Annotated in this window: 14 protein-coding genes; 5 read left to right on the plus strand and 9 right to left on the minus strand. The window is 65.6% G+C overall.

Features of this window, described 5'->3' with window-relative positions:
• Positions 1-55: 55 nt before the first annotated feature.
• From ASF77_RS11940 to ASF77_RS11960, 5 genes are all read right to left on the minus strand, one after another.
• Positions 56-454 (minus strand): VOC family protein, encoded by a 399-nt coding sequence (locus ASF77_RS11940; RefSeq protein ID WP_056339333.1) that lies wholly within the window; start codon positions 452-454, stop codon positions 56-58.
• Positions 455-464: 10 nt separating this feature from the next.
• Positions 465-1,394: an ornithine carbamoyltransferase gene (argF, locus tag ASF77_RS11945; protein ID WP_056339334.1), complete on the minus strand. Its 930-nt coding sequence runs from the start codon at positions 1,392-1,394 to the stop codon at positions 465-467.
• Between the two features lie 122 nt (positions 1,395-1,516).
• Entirely contained in the window at positions 1,517-2,425 is a 909-nt protein-coding gene (rsgA, locus tag ASF77_RS11950) for a ribosome small subunit-dependent GTPase A (RefSeq protein WP_056339336.1), read from the minus strand.
• Entirely contained in the window at positions 2,422-2,754 is a 333-nt protein-coding gene (locus ASF77_RS11955; RefSeq protein WP_056339338.1) for a 4a-hydroxytetrahydrobiopterin dehydratase, read from the minus strand. The genes rsgA and ASF77_RS11955 overlap by 4 nt, the downstream gene beginning before the upstream one ends.
• Positions 2,751-4,013, minus strand: coding sequence for a M48 family metallopeptidase (locus ASF77_RS11960; protein WP_056339340.1), 1,263 nt, complete (start codon positions 4,011-4,013; stop codon positions 2,751-2,753). Before ASF77_RS11960 ends, ASF77_RS11955 begins: the two co-directional genes overlap by 4 nt.
• A 113-nt stretch (positions 4,014-4,126) precedes the next feature.
• Here ASF77_RS11960 and orn point away from each other — a divergent pair, with 113 nt between their 5' ends.
• Positions 4,127-4,657, plus strand: coding sequence for an oligoribonuclease (gene orn, locus ASF77_RS11965; RefSeq protein WP_056339343.1), 531 nt, complete (start codon positions 4,127-4,129; stop codon positions 4,655-4,657).
• A 99-nt stretch (positions 4,658-4,756) separates the two neighbouring features.
• Positions 4,757-7,240, plus strand: coding sequence for an ATP-binding protein (locus ASF77_RS11970; RefSeq protein WP_056340349.1), 2,484 nt, complete (start codon positions 4,757-4,759; stop codon positions 7,238-7,240).
• A gap of 12 nt (positions 7,241-7,252) precedes the next feature.
• On the opposite strand, the gene ASF77_RS11975 is transcribed toward ASF77_RS11970, so the two are convergent.
• Positions 7,253-8,194, minus strand: a complete 942-nt coding sequence (locus ASF77_RS11975) for an MBL fold metallo-hydrolase (RefSeq protein WP_056339344.1) — start codon at positions 8,192-8,194, stop codon at positions 7,253-7,255.
• 135 nt (positions 8,195-8,329) lie between these two features.
• The gene (locus ASF77_RS11980) at positions 8,330-9,358 is read right to left on the minus strand and encodes an alpha/beta hydrolase (RefSeq protein WP_200934166.1); all 1,029 of its coding nucleotides are present in this window, start codon (positions 9,356-9,358) and stop codon (positions 8,330-8,332) included.
• A 217-nt stretch (positions 9,359-9,575) separates the two neighbouring features.
• On the opposite strand from ASF77_RS11980, the gene ASF77_RS11985 reads away from it, so the two are divergent.
• Together ASF77_RS11985 and ASF77_RS11990 are read left to right on the plus strand one after the other, a co-directional pair.
• On the plus strand, positions 9,576-10,703 hold the full coding sequence (locus ASF77_RS11985; protein WP_056339346.1) for an HPP family protein: 1,128 nt from the start codon (positions 9,576-9,578) through the stop codon (positions 10,701-10,703).
• 96 nt (positions 10,704-10,799) lie between these two features.
• On the plus strand, positions 10,800-12,650 hold the full coding sequence (locus ASF77_RS11990) for an ABC transporter ATP-binding protein/permease (protein ID WP_082493734.1): 1,851 nt from the start codon (positions 10,800-10,802) through the stop codon (positions 12,648-12,650).
• A 57-nt stretch (positions 12,651-12,707) separates the two neighbouring features.
• Here ASF77_RS11990 and ASF77_RS11995 read toward each other — a convergent pair whose 3' ends face one another.
• Positions 12,708-13,355 (minus strand): PEP-CTERM sorting domain-containing protein, encoded by a 648-nt coding sequence (locus ASF77_RS11995; RefSeq protein ID WP_056339347.1) that lies wholly within the window; start codon positions 13,353-13,355, stop codon positions 12,708-12,710.
• 61 nt (positions 13,356-13,416) lie between these two features.
• The gene (locus ASF77_RS24915; protein WP_056339349.1) at positions 13,417-14,214 is read right to left on the minus strand and encodes a PEP-CTERM sorting domain-containing protein; all 798 of its coding nucleotides are present in this window, start codon (positions 14,212-14,214) and stop codon (positions 13,417-13,419) included.
• A gap of 364 nt (positions 14,215-14,578) precedes the next feature.
• Here ASF77_RS24915 and ASF77_RS12005 point away from each other — a divergent pair, with 364 nt between their 5' ends.
• On the plus strand, positions 14,579-16,204 hold the full coding sequence (locus ASF77_RS12005; protein ID WP_056339351.1) for a methyl-accepting chemotaxis protein: 1,626 nt from the start codon (positions 14,579-14,581) through the stop codon (positions 16,202-16,204).
• Positions 16,205-16,249 lie beyond the last annotated feature (45 nt).

Here is a 16,249-nt window from a genome sequence, read left to right on the forward strand (position 1 = left end):
GGTTGGTGGTGGGTTAATCGATATAAAAGGTTTCACGCGCCGGGTGTTGCCCGGTCTAGGCTGCTTCGTGGCACACGGCTTCGATATTGTGCCCGTCCGGGTCGAGCACGAAAGCGCCATAGTAGTTCGGGTGGTAATGCGGGCGCGGGCCCGGCGCGCCGTTGTCGCGGCCGCCGGCAGCGATGGCCGCATGGTAGAAGGCGTCGACCTGGGCACGGTCGCCCACGCGGAAAGCCACGTGCAGCGGCGGGTGGTTCACCGGGCGCGCGGCGGTGGCGCCGGAAATCCAGAAGTCCGGCTTCGGCGCCTCGCCGAAGCCGATCACGTCGGTGCTGCCGGTGACGGCGGCCGGAATCTCGGCCAGCACGGCATAGCCGATCGGCGCCAGCGCGGCCGCATAGAAGCTGCGGCTGCGGGCCACGTCGGCAACGATGACGCCGGTATGGTCGATCATGATTCGCCTTTCACTGCGCATCCTCGATGCGGCCGAGCAGCAGGTATTCGATCAGGGCCTTCTGCACGTGCAGGCGGTTTTCCGCCTCGTCCCAGACCACCGATTGCGGGCCGTCGATGACTTCGGCCGCGACTTCCTCGCCGCGGTGCGCGGGCAGGCAATGCATGAAGATCGCATCGGGAGTGGCGCGCGCCATCTTGGCGGCATCGACGATGAAACCGTCGAAGTCCTGCAGGCGCTGGGCGTTTTCCTTTTCAAAGCCCATGCTCGTCCAGACGTCGGTGCTGACCAGGTGCGCGCCTTCGCAGGCATCCGACGGGTTTTCGAAACGCGTATAGCGCGTGGTCGAGACCAGGGCCGGGTCGAGCTCGTAGCCCTGCGGCGTCGAGATGTTCAGGTGGAAGCCGAACACTTCGGCCGCCTGCAGCCAGGAATACAGCATGTTGTTGGCGTCGCCGATCCAGGCCACCGTCTTGCCGGCGATCGGGCCGCGGTGCTCGTAAAAGGTGAAGATGTCGGCCAGCACCTGGCACGGGTGGTGTTCGTTGGTGAGACCGTTGATGACCGGGACGCGCGAGTGTGCCGCGAAGCGCTCGATGATGTCCTGGCCGAAGGTGCGCACCATGATGATGTCGCACATGCGGCTCATCACCTGGCCCGCATCCTCGACCGGTTCGCCGCGCCCGAGCTGGCTGTCGCGCGTGTTCAGGTAGATCGCCGCGCCGCCCAGCTGGTGCATGCCGGCTTCGAACGACAGGCGCGTGCGCGTCGAGCTCTTCTCGAAGACCATCACCAGGGTACGGTCGACCAGCGGGTGGTAGACCTCGTAGGCTTTGAACTTGCGCTTGATGACCCGGGCGCGCTCGATCACGTATTCGAATTCGTCGAGCGAGAAATCGGAGAATTGCAGGAAGTGCTTGATCGGGTTGGTGCCTGGCATAGTGACTCGAGGTGGACGTTATCCACTTGATTATAAGGGGTTTCGCTTGACGCTAGGGAAAGCGCTACCGGACGGCCGCGTTATGCACCGTATTCATAACGCGTGCCGGGTTATCGACCCCATCAATACAGCGTCTGCGCCGACTCGTGCAGCAGCTGGCCGTACAGCTCGTGGCGGTGCTTGGCGATCTTGCCTTCGGCGAGGGCCGTCAGCACCGCGCACTGCGGCTCGGCCAGGTGGCGGCAGTTGTAGTACTTGCAGCCGCCGAGATAGGGCTTGAATTCGACGAAGGCGCGCTCCAGCATGCCCTCGGACAGGTGGTACAGGCCGAATTCCTGGAAGCCCGGCGAATCGATGATCGCAGCGCCTTCACCCTCTCCTTGCAGCCAGTACAGGCGCGTGAAGGTCGTGGTGTGCTTGCCGGTGTCGAGCGCAGCGGAGATTTCGCGCACGGCGATGTCGGCATCCGGAATTAGCAAGTTGATGAGCGAGGACTTGCCCATGCCCGACTGGCCGATGAAGATCGAGGACTGGCCCGCCAGGAGCGGGCGCAGTACTTCCAGTGCATGCTCCGGATTGGCGCGCGCCGAGACCTCGTGCACCGGATAGCCGAGCGCCGCATAGACGCCGGCCCGTTCGCGCGCGCGCGGCAGCAGCTCTTCGACGTCGGTCTTGTTGAGGATGAGGTGAGCCTCGATGCCGGCCGCTTCCGCCGCCACCAGCGAGCGCGAGACGAGGTCGTCGGCGAAGCCGGGCTCGGTGGCGATCACGATGAACAGGCGCGAGATGTTCGCCGCCAGCAGCTTCGATTTGTATTGATCCGAGCGGTAGAGCAGGGTCTGGCGCTCGGCGATCTCTTCGATCACGGCCTGGTCGTTCGAGGTCTGCTTCAGGTGCACCACATCGCCGACGGCGACGTTCGTCTTCTTGCCGCGCGTGACGCACTGGAATTTTTCGCCGTTCACGTCGGCCAGGTAGTGGCGCCCGTGCGCCGCGATGATGGTGCCGGTCAGGCTCGTTTTTGCGTTCATGCGCGTGTCCGTTCGTCGTAGAGTGCGTCGGCTTTCGCAGCGCAGAGGATGTCGTTCATGGAGACCACGTTGCCGGCCGAGTGCGTCGTCCAGGCGACGCTGCAGTGGCGGTAGCGCACCAGCATTTCCGGATGGTGATCCTCGAGGTGGATCATCGCCGCCAGCGCGGTCACGAAGGCGATGGTCTCGTGGTAGTTCGTAAATTCGTAGTTGCGCACGATGCGATTGCCGTCGAGCCGCCACTGCGGCAGCTGGGCGAGCAGGGTGGCCAGCTCGGGCGCGTCCAGGGCCGGCGCGCCGTGGGTGCAGTGCTGGTCGAGCAGGCTCACGCCGCCGCTCCGTTCAGGTGGGCGATGCGCACCGAGGCCGGCGGGTGCGAATCGTAGAAGGCCGAGTGCAGCGGATCGGGCGTCAGCGTCGAGGCATTGTCCTCGTACATCTTGACCAGGGCCGAGACCAGGTGGCTCGCATCGCTGTGCTTTGCCGCGAAGGCATCGGCCTCGAACTCGTGCTTGCGCGAGCTGATGGCGCTGAGCGGCCCGAGGACGAAGGTAAAGATCGGCAGCACCAGCATGAACAGCAGCAGGGCCATGGCGTCGTTCGGCGCCCCCAGCATGGGCATGACGCCCAGGCCGGTGTAGAACCAGCTTTGTTCCTTCAGGTAGCCCAGCAGCGCGAGGAAGGCCAGCGACAGCGCGAACATGACGACGATGCGCTTGACGATGTGGCGCAGCTTGAAGTGGCCGAGTTCGTGGGCCAGCACCGCTTCGATCTCGTGCGGCGCCAGGCGCTCGATCAGGGTGTCGAAAAAGACGATGCGCTTGGCCGCGCCGAAGCCGGAAAAATACGCGTTGCCGTGCGCGCTGCGGCGGCTGCCGTCCATCACGAACAGGCCTTTGGATGCGAAGCCTACACGGGCCATCAGGCCTTCGATGCGCGACTTGAGGCTTTCGTCGGACAGCGGCGTGAACTTGTTGAAGAGCGGCGCGATGACGCTCGGGTAGAGCACCATCATCAGGAGCTGGAAACCGCTCCACACCAGCCAGGTCCAGAACCACCATAGCGAACCGGCCGAGGCCATCAGGGTCAGCACCACCCACAGCAGCGGCAGGCCGATGGCGGCGCCGACCAGCGTTCCTTTCACCATGTCGGCCATCCACAGCTTGACGCTCATCTTGTTGAAGCCGAAGCGCTCTTCCAGCACGAACTGGCGGTAGTACTCGAAGGGCAGGTCGAGCAGGCCTGAGACGATTGCGAACGCGGCGATCAGCGCGATCTGATGTAGCATTCCCGGGCCGGCGAGGTGCAGCAGCGCGTTCGAGATGGCCTGCAGGCCGCCGAGCAGGGTGAAGCCGACCAGGACGAGGCCGCTCCAGAGCAGGGCTGCAATGCCGAAGCGGGTTTTCGCCACCGTGTAGTCGGCTGCCTTCTGGTGGGTCTCGAGCGACACCTTGGACGCGAACTCGGTGGGCACGGCGTCGCGGCGGCGCAGTACGTGGCGGATCTGGCGGTTGGCCAGCCAGAAGCGCAAGCCCAGCGTGAGCAGGAAGAAGACGACGAACAAAACCGAAAACGCGAGTGAAGACATTCCGTGCCTGTGAGAAAATGCAGGATTGATTAGGCAAAGAGAGAATTATGTCACACCCAACCGATTCCGCAGTCCCGGCTAGCCCAGCATCCACCGCCCAGCGTCCCAACGAGATGAACCTGGTCTGGGTCGACATGGAAATGACCGGCCTCGATCCGGATACCGACCGTATCATCGAAATCGCCGTCGTCGTCACCGACATGCACCTGAACGTGCTGGCCGAAGGCCCCGTGTTCGCCATCCACCAGTCCGACGAAACCCTGGACAAGATGGACAACTGGAACAAGGGCACCCATGGCAAGTCCGGCCTGATCGACCGCGTGCGCGCCTCGACCGTGACCGAAGCCGATGCCGAAGTCGCCCTGATCGCCTTCCTCAAGAATTTCGTTCCGGCGAACAAGTCGCCGATGTGCGGCAACACGATCTGCCAGGATCGCCGCTTCATGGCGCGCGGCATGCCGAAGCTGGAAGCCTTCTTCCACTACCGTAATCTGGATGTGTCGACCCTGAAAGAATTGTGCCGCCGCTGGAAGCCGGAACTGGCCTCGGGCTTCAAGAAGCATCAGAAGCACACGGCGCTGGCGGACATCATCGAGTCGGTCGAAGAGCTCAAATACTACCGCGAGCACTTCATCAAGCTTTAACCCGCAAGCTGTGATGCACACGCTGTAAAAACGACAATCGGCAGTGTTCCCGAGCAATTCGTGCTCGGGAACGCCGATGAACTGTGGGACAATCCGCACATGCCTGGATTCCTCCCCACCGACCCCTCCCAACCCCTGCGCGGTGTTCGCGCCTTGTTCGCGGCGCATGACTGGCGCAGCTGTCCGCTGGGCCATCCCGACACCTGGCCGGCCGAGCTGGCGACCGCCGTGCGCATGGCGCTCAATTCGTCCTTTCCGATGTTCGTGGCCTGGGGGCCGGATCTACGCTTCTTCTACAACGACGCCTACGCCGTCATTCTCGGCGCCAAGCATCCGGCCGCGCTGGCCCAGCCCTTCCGGGAAATCTGGGCCGAAATCTGGAGCGAGCTGGTGCCGATCATCGACCAGGCGCTGTCGAACAAGTCGGCCTTCCACGAAGACCTGCCGCTGACGGTCGTGCGCCAGGGTTTTCCGGAGCAGGGCTATTTCACCTTCTCGTATTCGCCGCTGCACGACGGGACGGGCGCGGTGGCCGGCATGTACTGCACCGTCATCGAGACCACCAGCCGGGTGCAGTCCGAGCGCCGCGCCGCGATCGAACTCAGATTGTCCAATGCCCTGCGTCCACTCGGCTCTCCCGACGAGGTGCTGGCCACGGCCAGCGCCCTGCTGGCTGAAGAACTGGGCCTGAGCCGCGTGACCTATGCCGAGGTGGACGACGCCGGCCGTGCCTTTACCGTGCGCCACCAGTGGAACGCCGGCGGCGCCCAGGAATTGTCGCGCCAGGTGTATCCGCTCGATGGCTTCGGCCCGACCATCGCCGCGCTCACGCGCGCGGGCGAAACGCTGGTCGCCGGCGATATCGACAGCGATCCGCGCTTCGTCGACTGCCGCACGATCTTCCGTGCAGAAGGGGCGGCCGCGGTGCTAACCGTGCCCCTGATGCGCGGCGGGCGCCTGGCCGGTTTCCTCAGCCTGAACCGCGCCGCGCCGTATCACTGGCTCGATGCCGACGTGCGCTTCACGCGCGAAACGGCCGAGCGCACCTGGGGCGCGCTGGAGACGGCGCGCGCCCAGGCCGAGCTGCGCGCCGAGCGCGACCGTAGCCGCTACATCTTCGACACCATCGGCGAAGGCTTCGGCCTGGCCGACCGCAACTGGACGATGCTGGAGATGAATGCCGAAGGCCTGCGCATCTGCAGGTTGACGGCCGACCAGGTCATCGGCCGCAGTCACTGGGAACTGTTTCCCGAGGTCGAGGGCACGGAGGCCGGCGCGATGCTGCACCGGGCCATGAACGAGCGCGTCGCCGGCACCGTCGAGCATCCCCTGAACCCGATCGACGGGCGCGAGGGCTGGAACGAGATCCGCGCCTATCCGACCCAGGACGGCGGCGTCGCCATCTTTTTCCGCGAGATCACCGACCGCAAGCGCGCCGAGGAAAAGCTCAGGGAAGCCGACCAGCGCAAGGACGAGTTCCTGGCGATGCTGGCCCACGAGCTGCGTAATCCCCTGGCGCCGATCAGCGCGGCGGCCATGCTGCTCGACATGGGTTCGCTCAACGAAACCCGGGTGCGCCAGAGCAGCGCCATCATCGGGCGCCAGGTGCGCCACATGACGCGCCTGGTCGACGACCTGCTCGACGTCTCGCGCGTGACGCGCGGCCTGATCGAACTCGAACGCGTGCCGCTCGACGTGCGCGGCATCGTCGACGAAGCCATCGAGCAGGTACGCCCGCAACTGGCGGCGCGGCGCCAGCGCCTGGCGCTGCACTACCCGAGCGTGCCGCTGGTGGTCGAGGGCGACCGCGCGCGCCTGGTGCAGGTGATGTCGAATTTGCTCGGCAATGCCGTCAAGTACACGCCCGAGGACCGCGCGATCGAGGTTGGCGCCCAGGCCGTGGACGGCAAGCTGGTGCTGGTGGTGCGCGACGAGGGCATCGGCATGGAACGCGAACTGACCGAACGCGCCTTCGACCTGTTCACCCAGGCCAAGCGCAGCTCGGATCGTTCCCAGGGCGGCCTCGGCCTGGGCCTGGCGCTGGTGCGCAACCTGGTCGAGCTCCATGGCGGCACCGTCACTTGCGCCAGTCCGGGGCTGGGGCTGGGCTCGACCTTCACCGTGACGCTGCCGCTGGCGTCGGTGCTCGCACCTGGCGCCGCGCAGCCGATCGGGGAAGCGCGGCCCGCCGACGGCCTGCGCCTGCTGGTGGTCGACGACAACGTCGACGCCGCCACGACGCTGGCGCTGCTGCTGGAAACGGCCGGCCACGAAGTCTTCATCGAACACGAATCGCTGCGCGCGCTGGAGCTGGCGCGCGGCGCCCGGCTGGACGCCTGCCTGCTCGACATCGGCCTGCCCGACATCGACGGCAACGAACTGGCGCGGCGCCTGCGCGCCCAGCCGGAAACGGCGCATTGCATACTGATCGCCGTCTCCGGCTACGGCCAGGAGCAGGATCGGCGCACGGCGCTCGCGGCCGGCTTCAACCATCACCTGGTCAAGCCGGTCGAGATCGAGGCGCTTGATGCCCTGCTGGCGCAGGTGCGCCGCGGCGGCGCATCCGAACGGCGCCGCGCCTGACGCCTCGCCACCTTAGCGCATCTGGGTGTAGTTGACCGGGATCCAGCGGTAGCCCTTGCCCTCGGTGCGCAGGTAGCCCAGGCCCGGGAACTGCAGATGGGCGCCGCCGATCAGCGCGCCATCCTTGGCAGCCGCGTCGAACAGCTTTTTACGGGCGGCGGCGGCCGCCTTCTGGTCGCCGTCGAAGCCGATCGTCACCGCCGGATCCTCGAACTGCACCGCGCCCACGTGGATCAGGTCGCCGATCGCGACCATCTTCTGGCCGCGGCTCTCCACCACGAAGGTGGTGTGGCCCGGCGTGTGGCCGTGCCCGCCCTGGGCGCGGATGCCGGGCGAGACCTCGACGTCGCCCTCGAAAGTTTTGAACTTGCCGGCTTTCACATACGGGTCGAGCGCGGCCATCGCGTTCTTGAACGTGCCCTTGCCGTCTTCCGGCGCCTTGTCCATGTTCGCCTGGCTCAGCCAGTGGTCGGCTTCCTTTTTCGCCGCACGCACGGTCGCGTTCGGGAAGGCCATCTTCGACTGCACCAGCAGGCCGCCCAGGTGGTCGCTGTGCATGTGGGTCAGGTAGACCTCGTCGACCTGTTCCGCGCTGTAGCCGGCCGCCTTCATGTTGGCCAGGAGCTTGCCCAGCGTCGGCCCGAACAGCACGCCGGCGCCGGTGTCGATCAGGATCAGCTTGCTGCCGGTGTTGATCAGGAAGGCATTGTCCGAGGTTTCCAGCGGCGCCTTCAGGTGCGCCTTGGCCAGCGCTGCGTTCGTCTTGTCGGCCTTTTGCGTCAGCAGCTTGTCGACCGGCAGGTCGACCGTGCCGTCCGACAGCGGCGTCACCTCGAAGTCGCCCAGCATCATGCGGAAATAGCCGGGCGCCGGCGTTTTCGCCATCGGCGCGGCGGCAAACGACGGGGCGGCGGCAAAGGCGGCCAGGAGCAGGGACAGGGCGGTGCGTTTCATGGGGTCTCCGTGAAGATGTTGTGGTCGAAATGGCAGGGTTGGATATCGTACATCAAGGCCGAGCCGGCCGTGGGGTTCCGGCTCCACCCTTGTGCGGCCGGCCGCAGGGCGGCGGCGCCATGCGGCCGCTCCTGCTTATTTCGCCGCGAACGCCTTCTTCAAGGCGTCGGCCGCGAACTGCTCCGCTTCCTTCGCCTTCGGCACCACCGCGCCCATACCGAAGAACTCGTGCGCCACGCCCTTGTACTCCCTGTACTCCACGGCGACGCCATCCTTCTTCAGCCGATCCGCATAGGCCTTGCCTTCGGACAGCAGCGGATCGATCTCGGCCGCGACGATGGTCGCCGGCGGCAGGCCTTTCAGGGACGCGGCCTTCATCGGCAGCGCATAGGGATTCTTCGGGTCGCCTCCGTAGTGCTTGAAGAACCAGCCCATCATGGCCTTGTTGAGCGGCTTGGCCTCGGCATTCTTGCGGTACGAAGGCGTGTTCATGTCGTCGTTCACCACCGGATACACCAGCAGCTGGTGCACGGGCAGGGCGACGTTCTTGTCGCGCGCCATCATCGACACCACGGTCGCCAGGTTGCCGCCCGCGCTCTCGCCGCCGACCGCGACGCGCATCGGGTCGCCGTTGAATTCGCGCGCATGCTCGATCGTCCACTGGTAGGCGGCGAAGGCATCGTTCGGCGCGGCGGGGAAGGGGTGTTCCGGGGCGCGCCGGTAGTCGACCGACACCATGATCGCGTTCGCCATCTTCGCCAGCGCGCGCGGGCTGGCGTCATAGACTTTCGTGTCGGCGATCACGAAGCCGCCGCCGTGGTAATACACCATCACCGGGAAAGGGCCCTTCCCTTCGGGGGTATAGATGTGCACCGGGAAGCTGGCGTCGCCGCTGCCGACCGTCATCGTCTTGACCGTCACGCCCGGCTCCGGCGCGGTGGATCGCTTCATATCGGTGAGGACTTTCTTGACGGCGTCGGCCGGCGTGGGCTGCTTGCGTGCTTCTTCCGGCGTCAGGGTCTCGATCGGCTTCGGGTTCAAGGCCGCGTGGGCATCGAGCACCTTCTGCATGTGCGGTTCGGCCTTGGGCGGCTGTGCGCGCGCGCCGGCGGCGAGGAGGAGGGCGGCGCCGGCAAGCAGCGTGAGGGGCAGGGCTTTTTTCATCGGGAACTCCTTTTTATCGAATTTGACATCACGCGGCGCGGTGCGCCACCCGTGATCGCCCGTACAGGCTCGCAGAAGGAAGGCCGGTCGTCCGTGCGCGAACGCGCATTTGCCGAATTTGACGATGTGAGACGGCGTGTGTCGGCAGCGCCAGGCTGGCGTCCTGCAGGCGAAACATGCTTGTGGTGTAATTGCACTCTTTGCTTCACAAAGTGTTATGCGCGCAACATTCCGCCAATGGCTGCACGGCTTCCTGCCCGAGCCTTTCCCCGCCCGCCTTCCCGAACGTGTCCGCGCGGCCATCGGCGCCTGTGTCGGCCTGTTCGTCACGGCGCTGCTCACCCACGTGCTGGCGCCCGGCCTGGCCTCCTGGCTGATCGCGCCGATGGGCGCTTCGGCCGTGCTGCTGTTTTGCGTGCCGGCCAGCCCCCTGGCCCAGCCCTGGTCGGTGGTGGGCGGGAATACGGTCTCGGCCCTGATCGGCGTGGCCTGCGCGAGTTTTATTCCCGACGCGCTGCTGGCCGCGCCCCTGGCCGGCTGCCTGGCGATCGCCGCCATGTTCGCGCTGCGCTGCCTGCATCCGCCGGGCGGCGCCGTCGCGCTCACCGCCGTGCTGGGCGGGCAGGCGGTGCAGCAGGCCGGCTGGCTGTTCGCCCTCAGCCCGGTGGCGCTGAACTCGACCCTGATCGTCCTCGCCGCCATCCTTTACAACAACCTGACCGGGCGCCGCTATCCGCATGCCCAGCACGCGGCCGACCGCAACGTGCACGGCACCGGCGACCCGACGCCGGCCGCGCGCCTGGGCATCACCGAGGACGACCTGGAAGCGGCACTGAGCCGCTACGGCGAAGTGCTGGACGTGAGCCGCGACGACTTGCTGGCGATTGTCGACGACGCGCGCCAGCTGGCGCTGCACCGCCATTTCAAGGAGCGCACCTGCGGCGAACTGATGTCGACCCGGATCGTGTTCGTCGCGCCGCGCGACTCGCTCGCCCATGCGCGCGAATTGCTGCTGCGCCATCGCCTGCAGTCGCTGCCGGTGCTGGACGAAACGCGCCGCCTGCGCGGTGTGCTGGCCCAGGAAGACATCCTGCGCCAGGTCGGCTGGGGTGCGCGCCTGCGCGCGCTGGTGCCGGGCGCCGGGCCGCGCGTGCAGGACGCGATGCAGCAGCGCGTGGTCGCCCTGGCGACCGACGCGCCGCTGGCGCGGCTGGTGCCGCTGCTGAGCGAGAAGGGCTATCACCAGGTGGCGATCATCGACGCCGAGGGCGCCATGGTCGGCCTGGTGAGCCAGTCGGATCTGCTGGCGGCGCTGTGCGAGGAGCGCCTGGAGAGCGCAGCCTAGCCGCTGTTGCGAACGGCGGCGCTATGTATGTTTCCGCACTGAACGAACACGTGCACGGTCATATTCTGGGAGGTAACAAAGCACTCAGGAACCACCATGCCGACCTCCGCCACCACCGACGCAGCACCGAATGACAATCCGGCGGAACCCGAAGAGAAACCCCGGGCCGCCCCCTTGTCCCTCGCCGCCTGGAAGCAGTTCCTTCACGTGGCCAAACCCTACTGGCTGGGCGACCAGAAGAAGAAAGCGTGGTCGCTGCTGCTGCTCCTGATCGTGCTGATGCTGGTCGAGACCAAGCTGGCCGTCATGCTCAACGACCAGGCCGGCGAGATGACCTCGGCGCTGGCGGGCAAGGACCGCGACCGCTTCTGGACATCGGTGCGGGCCTGCCTGTACGTGCTGGCTTTCGCGGTGCCGGTGTACGCCTTCTATTACTACATGCGCGACCTTTTCGCCAACCAGTGGCGGCGCTGGCTGACGGGGCGCTTCCTGGACGGCTACCTGAAGGGGCGCAAATACTATGCGCTCGGCGCCGACAGCGGGATCGACAACCCCGACCAGCGCATCAGCGAGGACGTTAACACCTTCACCGGCCGCTCGATCCACTTCCTGCTGATTTTTCTCGGTTCGCTCATGCAGCTGGTCGCCTTCAGCGCCGTGCTGTGGTCGATCTCCCACCTGCTGGTGGGCGTGCTGGTCGCATATGCCGTCGTCGGCACCGTGATCGCGCTGTACGTGTTCGGCACGCCGCTGATCCGGCTGAATTTCTGGCAGCTGCGGCGCGAGGCGGATTTCCGCTTCAGCCTGATGCGCCTGCGCGAAAACGCCGAATCGATCGCCTTCTACCGCGGCGAGGCGCAGGAACGCGCCCATATCGACAGCAAGTTCGAGGAGGTGTTCCAGAATTTCGCGCGGCTGATCAGGAAGCAGCGCTCGCTGAACCTGTTCCAGCGCGCCTTCAGCCAGCTGACCCTGGTGCTGCCGGGCGTGATCCTGGCCGACGGCGTGCTCTCGGGCCAGTTGGAAGTGGGGCGCGCGATCCAGGCGGCCGGGGCGTTCACCGCCGTGCTCGGCGCCGTGGGCGTGATCGTCGATAACTTCGAGAGCCTGAGCCGCTTCGTGGCCGGCATCGACCGCCTGCAGACCTTGTCGCGGCTGGTGCTGCCCGACCTGGCGTCCGATCCCGATGCGAACGAGAACCCGGCGCGCATCGCCCTGCGTCCCGGCGCCCACCTCGCGCTGGAAGGGCTGACCCTGCATCCGCCGCAGTCCGAACGCGTGCTGATCAAGGAGCTGAACCTGGTGCTGCGGCCGGGCGACGCGCTCCTGATCACCGGCGACAGCGGCTGCGGCAAGAGCTCGCTGCTGCGTGCGATCGCGGGATTGTGGGACCGGGGCAGCGGCACGATCCAGCATCCGCCCCTGGACGAATGCTTCTTCCTGCCGCAACAGCCCTACCTGCAGCCGGGCACCCTGCGCAGCCAGCTGATCTACCCGAGCGCGACTTCGAGTCTCGGCGACGAGGAGCTGCTAGAGATCCTGGAACAGGTGCACCTGCCGCGCCTGGCCGAGCGCGTGGGCGGGCTGGACGCCGTGCAGGACTGGGAAAAGCTGCTGTCGGTCGGCGAACAGCAGCGCCTCGCCTTCGGCCGCGTGCTGGTGCACCGGCCCGGCGTCGTCATCCTCGACGAAGCGACCAGTGCGCTCGACAGCGCCAACGAAGCCTCGCTCTACGCGCGCCTGCGCGCCGGCGGCACCACCCTGATCAGCATCGCGCACCGCGCCGCCGTGCTGCGCCACCACACTCACGTGCTGCACCTGCTGGGCGATGGCGCCTGGGAGATCCACGAGGCCGGCGGCTACGACTTCGACGCGCCTTCCGCAGCGACGCGCGGCGCGGCCGATGCACAGCCTGTGCCGCCCGCGCTGGCCGTGGTGGCAGCGTAAACGACAAAGCCCGCGGGCCGAAGCACCGCGGGCCTCGATGCCGCCAGGGCGGCGGTCTTACTTCGCCTTGCGGCGCATGACGCCGACTCCCAGCATGCCCAGGCCCAGCAAGGCCAGGCTGCCCGGTTCCGGTACTTCGTTCGTCTTCAGCGTCACGGTTGCCGTCAGGTCGCGCCAGGACGAGCTGGTGTCGGTGAAGGACAGGGTGTTGAGCGAGATGGTGTAGCTGCCGCCCTGGCCGAAGCCGTAGGTCAGCGGATCCCAGCTCAGCTTGTAGTCCACTGCGCTATCGCCGATCTTGCCGAGGTAGGCAGTGCCGGTCGCCTTGACCGTGTTCACGGCGGCACCCGGCATGGCGAAGCGCAGGTCGAGCGACACGCCGAGATTGTCGAGCTCCTTGCCGGTGATGCCGTAGGTCGTGAACAGGCCCCAGGCATCGTCTTCCTGGAACTTGACGCGGCCGACGGTAAAGCTGTACTTGTCGCCCACCTTCGCCAGGCTGAATGCCTTGGCACTGAAGTTGCTGGTCGAGAATTCCACATCCAGCTTCGACGGCCCGCAAATCAGGGTGCTCTCGCAGAACTCATCGCCATAACCCGACTGCGGGTCGAGCGACGCGTGGGTGACGTAGAAGGGCACGGCCGATGCGGCACCGCCGGCAGCGGCCAGGCAGACGCCCAGCATCGCCTTGATGATCTTGCTCATGTTCGGGACTCCCTGTTATGTGCAAGCCTGGCCGCTGCCAGGCTTGTTGCTGCGAAGCTGGTCAGCCGCGCTGGCGGCGGCGCGCGGCGGCGAATCCGGCCAGCGCCAGGCCCATCAGTGCCAGGCTGCCCGGCTCCGGCACTTCCGAGACGCGCAGGGAGTCGATCGAGACGACCAGGTTCTTATCGATGTTCGCCGAACGGAAGCCCAGGGTATCGACGGCGCTCAGGCCGGTCGCACCCGTGGTCTTGAACACGGAAGAGACTTGTTTGGTTTCCATGTCCTTGAACCAGGCTTCGAAGCGGTCATAGCTGCTGCCGGCCTTGTCGTTGGACTTGTACAGGTGACCGGACACTTCGTAGCTACGGCCTTTCTGGAGGTTGCTGCCCGGCAGGAAGGGGCCAGCGCTGCCGCTGGTGCGTACGAACAGGTCGGTGGTGCAGCTTGTGTTGACGTTGGTGTCACCGCAGTTGGCCTTCAGACCGATGCTTGGGCCCTTGGTGTGATCCGTGTCGGCCAGGGAAGCCGTGCTCTTGCTGTTGCCGAACCATAAGCCAAGAAAGTCGTTGCCTTCGAGCGAGGCGCCGTCGTACTGCACGGTAAAGCTGACGAAGATGTCCGACACCATCGTTTGCGCCAGCGTGCGCACTGCCGCGTTGTTATGATTGCCGGTGAAGACCAGGGCGCCGTTGGCGATCGACGCGGGAGCAGCTTTGCCGTCGGTCGGCATGAAGATCGTCCAACCGTCCTTCCAGCCGCTGGCGGCAGTATTGAAGTCGTCTTGGGCGGTGACGATGGTGGCGTTGGCAGTGCCCGAAGCAACTAAGGCGAAGGCGGCGAGAATGTTGGTGAATTTCATGTGGAAATTATTGTTTGGTTAATGACAGTTTCGTATAAGCACGTTTTATGCCAACATGTAAATTTTGTTATCAATCAGTAACTTAGCAATGCATAGGGGAATTTAAATATTCTTAGTGTAAATTTTTTCGACAAGTTTGACCTCGTGGGGAAACGCGTCGGCATCCTGGGAAAGCATATTTCCTTGATATCAAACCGTTGCAGCACAGCCACTTTTTCTTACAAGCTTCACTATGATTTGATCGTTTTTATCGATTTAGTTGAGGAAGCGCAATGTATTAGCGTTACTCTCAAAAGCGTCTGCTATGTGTGTCCGGTTCTGGTCTGCATATAGCCCCTGCTTATTCAGAACGGTTGACCACACCATGAAGCTTTCGAATTTCAAGATCGGTACGCGTCTCACCAGCGCCTTCGCCATCCTCCTCGTCCTGCTCGGCGTCGTGTTGTTCGGCGCCCTGAGCCAGCTCGACCGCATTGCCGAGGCGAAGACGGCGATGGTGGAAGCCAATCACAAGGCCAAGCTTGCCGCCGCCTGGCGCGAGGGCATCGCAACGAACAGCGTGCGCACCCTGGCAAAGGCGAACAGCACCGACCCGGCGCAAGAGCAGGTTCTCGACGGCGAAATGAAAGCAGTTAGCGCCCAGGTCAGCAAGCTGCAGGAAGAACTCGAAGGCCTGGTCTCGAGTGAACAGGGCAAGGCGAACCTGCGTGCCGTTGCGGCGCAGCGCAAGGTGTACAGCACGGTGCGCAACGACCTGTTCAAGCGCAAGGCGGAAGGCGGCGCGGACGATGCGTTCAAGGCAGCCGTCGCCGCGACACTGCTGCCCGAACTGAAAAAATACCTTGCCTCGGTCGACCAGGTCGTCGCATACCAGGACAGTCTGTTCCAGGCGGCGAATGCACGCATCGACGCGGTGCACGCAGGTTCGCGCACTTTCCTTCTGGGGCTCGGGCTGTTCGCGCTGGCTTGCGGCGTGGGACTGGGTGTGCTGCTCACCCGCAGCATTACCCGTCCGCTGGCCCGGGCCGTTGGGCTGGCCCAGAAGGTCGCGTCCGGCGACCTGAGTACTGAGATCCAGGTGGCGTCGAAGGATGAAGTCGGCGTGCTGCTGTCCGCGCTGAAAAGCATGAACGAAAGCCTGCTGAAAACCGTGTCCGAAGTGCGCGCCGGCACCGATACCATCGTGACCGCGTCCCAGCAGATCGCCGCCGGCAACCTCGATCTGTCGGCCCGTACCGAACAGCAGGCCAGTTCGCTGGAAGAAACCGCGTCCTCGATGGAAGAGCTGACCAGTACGGTGCGCCAGAACGCCGACAATGCACGCGAGGCAAATATGCTGGCGCAGAACGCCTCGCACATCGCAACGCGCGGTGGCGAGGTCGTCTCCCGGGTGGTCGGCACGATGGCGTCGATCAACGCCGCGTCGCAGCGGATCGCCGACATCATCGGCGTGATCGACGGGATCGCCTTCCAGACCAACATCCTGGCGCTCAATGCCGCGGTCGAGGCGGCCCGCGCGGGCGAGCAGGGCCGTGGCTTTGCCGTCGTTGCGTCGGAAGTGCGGAATCTGGCGCAGCGCTCCGCAGCCGCGGCCAAGGAGATCCGCAGCCTGATCACCGACTCGGTCAGCCAGGTGGAAACCGGCGGCCAGCTCGTCGAGGAGGCCGGCTCCACCATGCAGGAAATCGTCCAGGGCATCGCGCGCGTCACCGGCATCATGTCCGAGATCGCCAGCGCGAGCGCCGAGCAGACCCTGGGAATCGAGCAGGTCAATGCCGCGATCACGCAGATGGACGACGTCACTCAGCAGAACGCCGCGCTGGTGGAAGAAGCGGCCGCCGCCGCGGGCGCGCTGGAGGAGCAGGCGGCCGCGCTGGCGCGCCTGGTCAGTACGTTCAAACTCGACAGCGCGGACGGCCATGTCCGTCCATTGCCCGGCGATGTGGCGCAGACGCTGGCCGCGCCCGTGCGGCAGCTGGCACTGGGCTGATTTCTACCGCGCGCCAGCAGCAATCGATCCCGAGCGACCGTCCAG

Origin of the sequence: Massilia sp. Leaf139, assembly GCF_001424165.1 — a bacterium.
Lineage (GTDB): Bacteria > Pseudomonadota > Gammaproteobacteria > Burkholderiales > Burkholderiaceae_D > Telluria.